Genomic DNA, 10,068 nt, shown 5'->3' on the forward strand with positions numbered 1-10,068 from the left:
CAAAGTTCAACGCAACGAGGAGGCGCGTCCCTTCGATGGCACAGGACCGTGTCGAAGCCGTGGAACGGGCACTGACGGTGCTCGAGGCATTCGACTCCCCCCAGGACCACTTCACGCTGGCCGAGCTGGCCCAGGCCACCGGCTATTACAAGAGCACCTTGCTGCGGCTGCTGGGGTCGCTGACCCGCTTCGACTATGTGCAACGCGACGAGCAGGGCCGCTGGCACCTCGGCCATGCCCCGGTCCGCCTGGCACGACGGCACCTCCCCGGCCGACACCTGGCGACCCGGATCCAGCCCCTGCTCGTCCGCCTGGCGGCCGATACCGGTGAGACCGCTGCCCTGCTCGAGGTGGAGGACGGCATGGTGGAGTGCCGCCTCGTCACCCTTCCCGACGTCGCCCTGCGTCATGACCTGCGCCCGGGGGACCGCTGGACAGCGGCGGCCGCGGATGACCCTCGCCCGGAACTGCCCGGCGGCGTGATGGTGTGCCAGCCACTGCCGGGGGATGCCATCGAGCCCCCCATGTGGCTCGCCCTGTCGGGCCCCACCGGACGTCTGGACTCGCACCAGGCACATCGCCTCCTGGCCGATGCCATGGCGTCGCTGGCGACCAGCCCACCCCGGGAGGCAGGGCCATGACCGTGTTGCTGGTGGAGGATGATGCGCTGCTGGCCGAGACCCTGGTCGACACCCTCGGTCTCGAGGGCCACGACGTCTGCCACCTGGCGGACGGAGACGCGGCGCGGGCGCGTCTCTCGGTGCCGGGGCATGGTGTCGAACTGGTGCTGCTCGACCTGAACCTGCCGGGATGCAACGGCCTGGCGGTCCTCGAGGCACTGCGGCGCCACGACCGTGACACCCCGGTGCTGATCCTGACGGCACGAGGCGCCGTGGAGGATCGAGTGCGAGGCCTCGACCTGGGCGCGGACGACTACCTGGCCAAGCCCTTTGCCCTGGATGAACTCGAGGCCCGGGTCCGCGCCCTGCTGCGGCGTCGCGGTCCTGATCCGCAGCTCAGGGTCGGCCCCCTGGTGCTCGACACCCAGAACCAGCGTTTCACGCTCGAGGATGCACCGCTCGCTCTTCCGCCCCGCGAGCAACGCCTGCTGGCTTGCCTGATGCGCCATGCCGGCGAGCCGGTGGACAAGGCCCGGCTTGCCGAGGAGGCCTTCCAGGGCGATCCCATGGGGGACAACGCCATCGAGGTCTATGTCCACCGCCTGCGCAAGCGACTCGGCCACGCCGGCGTTGCCTTGCGAACGGTGCGTGGCCTGGGTTACCTGCTGGAGGTCGAGTGAGGCGGGGCGACAGCCTTTATCGGCGCCTGCTGGGATGGCTGCTGCTTCCCCTGTTGGTGCTGGGCAGCCTGATCCTGATCCAGGCCTGGGTGGACGCTCAGCGTACTGCCGACCGCGCCTTCGACCGACTGCTCGAGGCCGCCTCCCTGGCCATTGCCGAACAGGTGCAGTGGCAGGACGACCGTCTCTGGCTAGACCTGCCGCCGGCGGCCCTGGAGATGCTGGCCACCGATGCCGAGGAACGGGTCTTCTACAGCCTGGTGGACGGCCAGGGTCGCCTGATCACCGGCAATGCCAACCTGCCGGGGGATTCGCGACAGGGCCTGGGGGGAGAGGACACCCTGCTCTATCGCAACATCGACTGGCAGGATCTGTCGCTGCGCCAGGGAGTCCGCCGCACGCGCTTCGAGGACTGGCGGGTGCGCGAACCCTTCGAGGTCCGCGTCGCCCATAGCCGCGAGGGTCGTGATGCCTTGGCCGCCGAGCTGTGGCGAGCCAACCTCGCGATGATCCTGGCCATGGCGGCGCTGGCGACGGTGGGGCTGCTGCTGGCGATCCGTGCCGCGCTGACGCCGCTGACCCGACTGCGCCGCGCGATCCGTGCCCGTGACCCGCGCACCCTCGCCCCCCTGGCGCTCTCCCTGCCGCGGGAACTCGCCGAGCTTCGCGATACCGTCAATGAGTTGTTGGCCAGGATGCGCCGGGTGCGCGCCAATCAGGAACGCTTCATTGGCGATGCCTCGCACCAGTTGCGGACCCCCCTGGCGGGTCTGTCGGCTCGGGCCGAACTCGCCCTTCGACAGGACGATCCGGCGCGCTGGAAGGAGGCGCTGGTTGCCATGCAGGCCACCAGCGCCCGAACTGCAAGGCTAGCAGTGCAGCTGCTCTCGTTGACCCGGCTGGCCAATCCGGAGTATCGCCCGGACCTGGTCCCCCTGGAACTCAACACCATCGCCCGCCAGGCCGTTCGCGACCACTGGACGTCATGCCACCGGCAAGGGGTCGACCTGGGGGTCGAGACCGTCGAGGGCGAGGTCTGGGTCCGAGGCATCGACTGGCTGATCGCCGAGGCCATCGGCAACTTGATCGACAATGCCTGTCGCTACGGAGGGCGACGAGTCACGGTGCAGGTCGAGGACAAACCGCCCCGCCTGGCCGTGGAGGACGACGGCCCCGGGATACCCCCGCAGAGACGGCTGCTGATGCTGCGCCCCTTTCACCGCGACCGCGAGGACGTGAAAGGGTCCGGTCTGGGACTGGCGATCGTCGATGGTATCGCACGGACACACGGCGCACGCCTGCAACTATCGTCCGGCCATGACGGCCGTGGACTGACCGTGGTACTGCAATTTCCGGGAGAAAGCCCATGAATCGCCTGAGCCGGCTTGCCTGTCGGTGGCTGCTGCCTCTCGGCCTGGTCGGTGCGCCCGCCGGCGCCGACGAAACTCTGCACTACGCTGCCACGACCGACATCGGCCCCACCTCTCAGCTGGTGGTTCATGGCGCCCTGGACCTGCCCCAGATGCGCCCGCTATTGGAGGACTTTCATCACAAGAATCCCGACCTGGAGGTGCGCTACCGCAACCTGACCACCCTGGCGCTGCATGAACGCTTCCTGGTCGAGCCGGACGAGGCCGATGTGTTGCTTTCCTCGGCCATGCCCTGGCAGTACCGGCTGGCGAACGAGGGTCATGCCCGCTCCCTGGAGAGTCCCGACGCACGGCGCTGGCCGGCCTGGGCACGCTGGCGTCATGAGCTCTTCGCCTTCACCTTCGAGCCCATCGTCATGGTCGTGAACGAGACCGTCATCGAGCGCTTCGGGGAGGTACGGGGGCATGCCGACCTGCTCGCCCTGCTAGAGCGCCATGCAGCGGCCCTGCAGGGCCAGGTGGTGACCTATGACCCGGCCACCAGTGGCGCAGGCTATACCTATGCCATCGAGGAATCGCGGCTCTCGCCCCGCTACTGGGATCTGGTGGCGGCACTGGGAAAGGCCGAGGCCGATCTGGTGGATACCACAGGGGAGATGCTGGAGGGACTGATCGAGGGACGCTATCAGGTGGGCTACAACCTGCTGGGAAGTTATGCCCGAGACCGTCTGGCCGATCAGCCACAGCTGAGGATCGTGGTGCCCGAGGACTATGCGCTGGTGACCCAACGCCTGGCCCTGATCCCGCGTCAGGCGCCCCACCCCGCCGCGGCCGAGCGCTTTCTCGACTATCTGATCGGCGAGCCGGGACAGGCAGTACTCGCCCGCGAGACCACTCTGGGCGCCATCCATCCTGCGCTCGAGGGGCCGGGCACGGCGACGTCACTGCGTCAGGAAAGAGGCGAGGCATTGCGACCAATCACCCTGGGCCCCGGTCTTCTGGCCACCCTGGACGACCTCAAGCGTGAGGCACTGCTGACCCGCTGGCAGCGGGAATTTTCACGCAGCGAACAACGGTGACCGACGAACAGCCTGACGGGCGCTTCGCCCGCCACGGCCGACTCACTGCACGTAGGAGATTTCCACCGGGGCGGTACCGCGATGCAACATGCCGAGCGCCTTGGCGGCACGCTTGGAGAGATCGATGATACGCCCCTTGGCATAGGGGCCCCGGTCATTGATCAACACCTCGACCTCGCGGCCGTTATCCTCGCGAGTCACCACCACCTTGGTTCCGAACGGCAGAGAGGGATGGGCGGCAGTGAGGGCCTGCTGGTCGAAGGGCTCACCGCTGGCCGTGGTCCGGCCCTGGAAGCGGTCGCTGTAGTAGGACGCGACACCCTGCTGGGTCTCTGATGTCGTCTCGTGGGCCTGCCCCTTGCCGGCGCAGCCGGTCATCAGCAGACCCGCCAGGCAGCAGGTCAGAATCAGGCGGGATCGTATCCCCATGCTGTCACCTCATGACTTACCTTGGTGCGCCGAATCTCGCATCCAGCGATCAGGCGCCATGATCGGTTGTTGACGGCGCAGGGTGCTTGCCCTGTAGCCAACCCGAACTCGTGGCTCGGTCCCGGTCGAACCAGGCCAGCCGTTCGTGCAATCTCACGACACTGCCGACGATAATCAGGGTCGGCGGTCGGATAGTAACCACTTCGCCTGTCGGCGGCAACTCTTGCAGGGTTCCGACATGCACTCGCTGGCGTCCCGTGGTGCCCTGCTCGATCAGGGCCACCGGCGTCTCGGACGGCAATCCATGACGCTGAAGCTGCTCACCGATCAGTGCCAGGCTGCCCAGCCCCATGTAGAACACCAGCGTCTGGCCGGGGCCGGCCAGCGTCGGCCAGTCCAGGTCGCTGCTGCCATTGCGAAGGTGCCCGGTGACGAAACGCACCGACTGGGCATGATCGCGGTGGGTCAGCGGGATGCCGGCATAGGCGGCGCATCCCGACGCCGCGGTAATGCCGGGGATCACCTCCACTTCGATGCCGGCCGCCACCAGGGTCTCGAGCTCCTCGCCACCGCGGCCGAAGATGAAGGGGTCGCCGCCCTTGAGACGGACCACCCGCTTGCCGGCCCGGGCCCAGTCGACCAGCGCCTGGTTGATGCCATCCTGGGGCACGCTGTGTCGCGAGCGCTCCTTGCCCACGTAGAACCGCGACGCCTGGGGGGCCGCCAGGGCGAGGATCTCGTCGCTGACCAGCCGGTCATGCAGGATCACCTCGGCGGCCTGCAGGCGGCGCAGTGCCTTGATCGTCAACAGCTCCGGGTCTCCGGGACCGGCGCCCACCAGGCTGACGCCACCGGAGGGAAAGGCTGAGCCGGCCGGCCACCTGAGGCCCGAGGCGAGCGATTCGCCGTGGTGTTGAGGACCGACCTGCATATTCCACTATCTCCAGTTTAAGCAGCTCATCTATTCACTATGGTAATTAAAAGACGCATCGCCTGCCACTATTCCCTCGTCACAAGCCTATAACCGCGGGTCCGCCAATTGACGGGCGCCCCGGGACGCGCCAATGACGTCGCCCCCGCTGGGCNGGGCGGGGGCGACGAGGGCTCTTCTGGACGTGGCGTCAGGCTCAGGGGCAGAGCACGCGGCGCAGGCGCGGGCTGGTCAGCTCACCGACCAGGGTGATCACCACCAGCACCGCCAGCAGCCAGGGCCAGTGCAGCGCGAAGTCCACCCGGGTGATCCCCAGGGCATCGACGAAGATCACCAGGATGCCCAGCGGACTCACGTAGCGGACCATGAACAGCCAGAGCGCATGCCAGCCGGCAGAGAGTCCGAGCTCCTCGCGGAAGGTCTCGCTCTTGAGCACGAAGCCGGCGAGCAGCACCATGCCCAGACCGCCCAGCGGCATCATCCAGCGCGCGGTCAGGTAATCCAGCCAGTCGAAGAAGTGTTTGCCGGCCAGGGTCCAGTCGGCCCCGACATTGAACGACAGCATGGCCAGGGTGCTGACCAGCCAAAGTACGATGCCGGTCCCCCAGGACGCCGTACGCCGCGAGAATCCCTTGTTGTCGCACAGCCACGAAACCGTGGCCTCGACCATCGAGATCGAGGACGTCAGGGCGGCCATGGAGAGCATGACGAAGAACAGGATGCCGAAAAGGGTACCCAGCGGCATGGCCTGGAACGCCAGTGGCAGGCTCATGAAGATCAGCCCTGGTCCGCTGCTTGGGCTCATGCCATTGGCGAAGATCACCGGGAAGATCGCCAGCCCCGCCATCAGGGCCACCAGGGTGTCGGCCAGCGCCACGGTCAGCGTAGTGCGGGCAATGGAGGCCCGCGCCGGCAGGTAACTGCCGTAGGTAAGGATGGCCCCGGAGGCCAGGGAGAGGGTAAAGAAGGCATGCCCCAGAGCGGCCAGCATGCCCTCGCTGGAGAGGCTGCCGGCATCGAAAGAGAACAGGAAGCGTAGCGCATCGCCGAAGCCGCCGGAGAACATCCCATAGACGATCAGCACCAGCAGCATCACCACCATGCCGGGCATCATCCAGCTGACGCTCTTCTCGATACCGGCCTGGACGCCCTTGCCGACGATCACCATGGTGGCCACCGTGACCAGGGTGCTCCAGAACCCCAGGTTCAGGGGGCTTTCATTGTTGGCGCCGAAGATCGCCGCCATCTCCTCGACGCTGGAACCGGCCAGGCCACCACTCAGCATCTTCCACAGGTAGGAGAAGGACCAGCCCGCCACCACCACATAGAACGACAGGATCAGGAAGCCGCACAGCATGGCCATCCAGCCCAGCAGTGACCAGGCCGAGCCGCGGCCCGACTCGCCGACCACGCGACGGATGGCGTCGATGGGGCTACCACGACCGCGGCGACCGAGGGCAATCTCGGTCATCATCACCGGCACCCCCACGGCCAGGATGCAGGCCAGGTAGACCAGCACGAAGGCCCCGCCACCGAACTCACCGGTGATATAGGGGAATTTCCAGATGTTACCCAGGCCCACCGCGGAGCCGGTCGCCGCCAGGATAAAACCCCAGCGGCCGAGCCACTGGGTTCGGGATTGTGGATTCGTTGTCATAGCACACCAGGGGTCACGGAAATTGTTGTTCCGACACGGCGAAGGGTCGCCACATGGGCGCCATTGTGACGGATTTTATCGTGATTGGGCAGACGGGCGGTCGATTGTGCTGCTATTGACCGCTCCCGCCTGCCGAATGCTCAGCGACCAGCATCAAGTCGAGGGTCAATCCGCCTTGAGGACGCCGCGACGAATCTGGTCTTCCTCGATGGATTCGAACAGGGCCTTGAAATTGCCTTCGCCGAAGCCGTCGTTGCCCTTGCGCTGGATGATCTCGAAGAAGATCGGTCCGATCACCGTCTCGGTGAAGATCTGCAGCAGCACGCCCTGGTCGGGACCGCCATCGACCAGCAGGCTCAGCTCGCGCAGGTCCTCGACCTTCTCCTGGTGGTTGGGCACCCGCTCGTCGACCTTCTCGTAGTAGGTGTCCGGGGTCGTCAGGAAGGTGACGCCATTGGCCTTGAGGGCCCGCACCGTGGCATAGATGTCGTCGGTGGCCATGGCCAGATGCTGAATCCCCTCGCCGTTGTACTCGCGCAGGAATTCGGCGATCTGCGAGGTGTCGTCGGCCGACTCGTTGATCGGGATATGCATCTTGCCGCAGGGCGCGGTCATGGCGCGGGAATGCAGCCCGGTCATCTTGCCTTCGATGTCGAAGTAGCGGTTCTCGTGGAAGTTGGCGATGCGGGTGTAGAAGTCGGCCCAGACATCCATCTGGCCTCGGTCGACGTTGTGTGTCAGGTGGTCGAGGACCTGCAGGCCGACGCTGTTGTCCTGCGGTGTGCGTCCCGGGATCGCCTCGAAGTCGATGTCGTAGATGGTGCGGCCTTGGCCGTCGAGCTTATGGTCGACGAAGTAGAGCAGCGAACCGCCGATGCCCTTCACGGCGGGAATGCCCACTTCGCCATCGGCCACGGGGTTTTCGACCGGCTCCGCGCCATTGTCCACGGCATGCTGGAAGGCCTGGCGCGCATCGGCCACCTTCCAGGCCATGGCGCAGGCGCTGGGTCCGTGAACCCTGGCGAATTCGGCGGCATGACTGCCCGGCTCGGCATTGAGGACGAAGTTCACGCCCTCCTGCTGGAACAGCGTGACCTGCTTGGAGCGGTGGCGCCGGGTCTCGGTGAACCCCATGCGGACGAACAGGGCGCGCAGTGCCTCGATGCCTTCGGCGGTCGGTGCGGTGTACTCGACGAACTCGAAGCCGTTGGTCCCGATGGGATTGGCGTGGTCGAGGGCGTCGTGGGTATGGGCGGGAGCGTTCATGCATCCTCCAGGGGCTGTTGTTGTGAATTCGCGATGGAGCGTCATCGACCCGTGGCGGACGTTGTAGCCGCCGGCGGGCTCTCGATGACGCTCAGCCTAGTGCCTCGGCCAGCCGGCCGGAACGTGCCAACGCTGCCCCTGATGCCCCTTCAGCACGACCCATGCCCCCTGTCTCGTAACGAATTCCTTACAACGACCGCAAGCCCATCGCGTCCGCCCCCGGCATGGCGCAAACCCCTGACAGGGCGTAACGAAAAGTTGACAGCCAAACTGCCGCAGCCGTGACCCCTCGGGTTTACTGCCTGTCCAGCAGGGTCTCGACGCTCGCCACCTTGTCGTCCATATGCTGGTCGCGATCGGTGCGGGTCCCGAGCTTGAGCGTGCTGGTGATGCGCGGCGCCCCCATCTCGTGCACGACCTCGTGACAACGCTTGACCACTGCCATCACCTCGTCCCATGGCCCCTCGATGTTAGTGCCGTAGGCATGCATGCGGTGCTCGAGACCGGACGCCTGGATGACGCGCTGGCATGCCGCGATATGCGGAGAGACCGACACCCCGACACCCAAGGGCACTACACATAAATCGATGATCACGTTCATGGCTCTCACTCTCCTCGTTCGTGAAGTCGTTGAAATACACGACCTCAGGATGCTGGTCTATGCTGGTTTTCAAAAGTGCCACTGACGTAGAGCCGTGCCCAGCGCGTTCGCCAGCCTGACATCCATCACCGGATCCGGAGGACTCCATGACCAGCGAACCCCGCATCGGTCCCATCGCCCTGCCCGATACTCGGGCCCGCCGGGTCATCGAACAGCTCCTCGATGGCTCGGGCGTCACGCTCAACGGGGATGCGCCACATGATATCCGCGTACTGCATCCCGACTTCTTCTCTCGAGTGCTGCATAAGGGGACCCTGGGGCTCGGCGAGTCCTACATGGATGGCTGGTGGGAGTGTGATCGCATCGACGAGTTGGCCTGCCGGCTGCTGCTGAATGGACTCGGCGAGCATGCCCGCTCGACCACCGAGCGCCTCAAGTACCGCCTGCAGGCCGGCTTTCTCAACCTGCAGAGCAAGGCCCGTGCCTACATGGTGGGCGAGGCCCACTACGATCTGGGCAATGACCTCTTCGAGCGCATGCTCGACCCCACCATGTGCTACTCCTGCGGCTACTGGAAGTCGGCCGATGACCTGCACCAGGCCCAGCGGGCCAAGCTGGAACTGACCTGTCGCAAGCTCGACCTCAAGCCGGGCATGAAGGTCCTCGATATCGGCTGTGGCTGGGGCAGCTTCGCCGAACATGCCGCCCGCCACCACGACGTCGAGGTCACCGGCATCACCATCTCCCGGGAACAAGCCGCCCTGGCCAGGGAGCGCTGCGCCGAATTGCCGGTGGAGATCCTGCTGCAGGATTACCGCGACCTGGATGGGCTCTATGACCGCATCGTCTCCATCGGCATGTTCGAGCACGTGGGGCACCGCAACTACGCCACCTACTTCGAGACGGTGAGGCGCCTGATGCCGGCCGATGGCCTCTTCCTGCTGCATACCATCGGCTCCAACCGATCCGATGTGAGCGCCGATCCCTGGTTCAACAAATACATCTTCCCCAATGGCGTCCTGCCCTCGGCCATGCATATCGCCAAGGCCAGCGAGGATCACCTGATGATGGAGGACTGGCAGAACTTCGGCCCCGATTACGACCACACCCTGATGGCCTGGCTGGCGAACTTCGACGCCCACTGGCACGAGATCGCTCATCACTACAACGAGCGCACCCGGCGCATGTTCCGCTACTATCTCTCGGTATGCGCCGGGGCCTTCCGGGCGCGCCATATGCAACTCTGGCAGGTCGTCTTCTCCCGCGGACGCCGTAGGCGCTACGACGCCCCGCGATGACCCTCCGAGCCGAGGGGGGACTGGCGCTTACATGACCCCCGGTCGGCCCCGATTACGACCACACCCTGATGGCCTGGCTGGCGAACTTCGACGCCCACTGGCACGAGATCGCTCATCACTACAACGAGCGCACCCGG

10 protein-coding genes are annotated in these 10,068 nt (G+C 66.0%); 5 read left to right on the forward strand and 5 right to left on the reverse strand.

Annotation, left to right across the window (positions count from 1 at the left end; genetic code table 11):
- Positions 1 to 35: 35 nt before the first annotated feature.
- The 4 genes from QLQ83_RS10060 to QLQ83_RS10075 are packed head-to-tail and all read left to right on the forward strand — an operon-like array spanning position 36 to position 3,749.
- The gene (locus QLQ83_RS10060) at positions 36 to 641 is read left to right on the forward strand and encodes a helix-turn-helix domain-containing protein (RefSeq protein ID WP_282735388.1); all 606 of its coding nucleotides are present in this window, start codon (positions 36 to 38) and stop codon (positions 639 to 641) included.
- Positions 638 to 1,300 (forward strand): response regulator transcription factor, encoded by a 663-nt coding sequence (locus tag QLQ83_RS10065; protein ID WP_282735389.1) that lies wholly within the window; start codon positions 638 to 640, stop codon positions 1,298 to 1,300. Before QLQ83_RS10060 ends, QLQ83_RS10065 begins: the two co-directional genes overlap by 4 nt.
- Entirely contained in the window at positions 1,297 to 2,670 is a 1,374-nt protein-coding gene (locus QLQ83_RS10070; RefSeq protein WP_282735390.1) for a sensor histidine kinase, read from the forward strand. Before QLQ83_RS10065 ends, QLQ83_RS10070 begins: the two co-directional genes overlap by 4 nt.
- Positions 2,667 to 3,749, forward strand: a complete 1,083-nt coding sequence (locus tag QLQ83_RS10075) for an ABC transporter substrate-binding protein (protein WP_282735391.1) — start codon at positions 2,667 to 2,669, stop codon at positions 3,747 to 3,749. The genes QLQ83_RS10070 and QLQ83_RS10075 overlap by 4 nt, the downstream gene beginning before the upstream one ends.
- A 42-nt stretch (positions 3,750 to 3,791) precedes the next feature.
- Here QLQ83_RS10075 and QLQ83_RS10080 read toward each other — a convergent pair whose 3' ends face one another.
- The 5 genes from QLQ83_RS10080 to QLQ83_RS10100 form a co-directional block, all read right to left on the reverse strand.
- Positions 3,792 to 4,178, reverse strand: coding sequence for a septal ring lytic transglycosylase RlpA family protein (locus tag QLQ83_RS10080; protein ID WP_282735392.1), 387 nt, complete (start codon positions 4,176 to 4,178; stop codon positions 3,792 to 3,794).
- A 49-nt stretch (positions 4,179 to 4,227) separates the two neighbouring features.
- Positions 4,228 to 5,109 (reverse strand): uroporphyrinogen-III C-methyltransferase, encoded by an 882-nt coding sequence (gene cobA, locus QLQ83_RS10085; protein ID WP_282735393.1) that lies wholly within the window; start codon positions 5,107 to 5,109, stop codon positions 4,228 to 4,230.
- A 196-nt stretch (positions 5,110 to 5,305) separates the two neighbouring features.
- The gene (locus tag QLQ83_RS10090) at positions 5,306 to 6,766 is read right to left on the reverse strand and encodes a sodium-dependent transporter (RefSeq protein WP_282735394.1); all 1,461 of its coding nucleotides are present in this window, start codon (positions 6,764 to 6,766) and stop codon (positions 5,306 to 5,308) included.
- A 165-nt stretch (positions 6,767 to 6,931) separates the two neighbouring features.
- Positions 6,932 to 8,032: a 4-hydroxyphenylpyruvate dioxygenase gene (hppD, locus tag QLQ83_RS10095; RefSeq protein WP_282735395.1), complete on the reverse strand. Its 1,101-nt coding sequence runs from the start codon at positions 8,030 to 8,032 to the stop codon at positions 6,932 to 6,934.
- 295 nt (positions 8,033 to 8,327) lie between these two features.
- On the reverse strand, positions 8,328 to 8,633 hold the full coding sequence (locus tag QLQ83_RS10100; RefSeq protein ID WP_282735396.1) for an MTH1187 family thiamine-binding protein: 306 nt from the start codon (positions 8,631 to 8,633) through the stop codon (positions 8,328 to 8,330).
- 146 nt (positions 8,634 to 8,779) lie between these two features.
- On the opposite strand from QLQ83_RS10100, the gene cfa reads away from it, so the two are divergent.
- Entirely contained in the window at positions 8,780 to 9,931 is a 1,152-nt protein-coding gene (cfa, locus tag QLQ83_RS10105; protein WP_282735397.1) for a cyclopropane fatty acyl phospholipid synthase, read from the forward strand.
- The last annotated feature ends 137 nt before the right edge of the window (positions 9,932 to 10,068 follow it).

Origin of the sequence: Halomonas rhizosphaerae (assembly GCF_030010555.1) — a bacterium.
GTDB lineage: Bacteria > Pseudomonadota > Gammaproteobacteria > Pseudomonadales > Halomonadaceae > Halomonas > Halomonas rhizosphaerae.

Bases quoted from the DNA above. Each gene is read 5' to 3' on its own strand.
- QLQ83_RS10060 (WP_282735388.1), top strand. From the start codon at position 36: ATGGCACAGGACCGTGTCGAAGCCGTGGAACGGGCACTGACGGTGCTC.
- QLQ83_RS10065 (WP_282735389.1), top strand. From the start codon at position 638: ATGACCGTGTTGCTGGTGGAGGATGATGCGCTGCTGGCCGAGACCCTG.
- QLQ83_RS10075 (WP_282735391.1), top strand. From the start codon at position 2,667: ATGAATCGCCTGAGCCGGCTTGCCTGTCGGTGGCTGCTGCCTCTCGGC.
- QLQ83_RS10080 (WP_282735392.1), bottom strand. From the start codon at position 4,178: ATGGGGATACGATCCCGCCTGATTCTGACCTGCTGCCTGGCGGGTCTG.
- cobA (WP_282735393.1), bottom strand. From the start codon at position 5,109: ATGCAGGTCGGTCCTCAACACCACGGCGAATCGCTCGCCTCGGGCCTC.
- QLQ83_RS10090 (WP_282735394.1), bottom strand. From the start codon at position 6,766: ATGACAACGAATCCACAATCCCGAACCCAGTGGCTCGGCCGCTGGGGT.
- hppD (WP_282735395.1), bottom strand. From the start codon at position 8,032: ATGAACGCTCCCGCCCATACCCACGACGCCCTCGACCACGCCAATCCC.
- QLQ83_RS10100 (WP_282735396.1), bottom strand. From the start codon at position 8,633: ATGAACGTGATCATCGATTTATGTGTAGTGCCCTTGGGTGTCGGGGTG.
- cfa (WP_282735397.1), top strand. From the start codon at position 8,780: ATGACCAGCGAACCCCGCATCGGTCCCATCGCCCTGCCCGATACTCGG.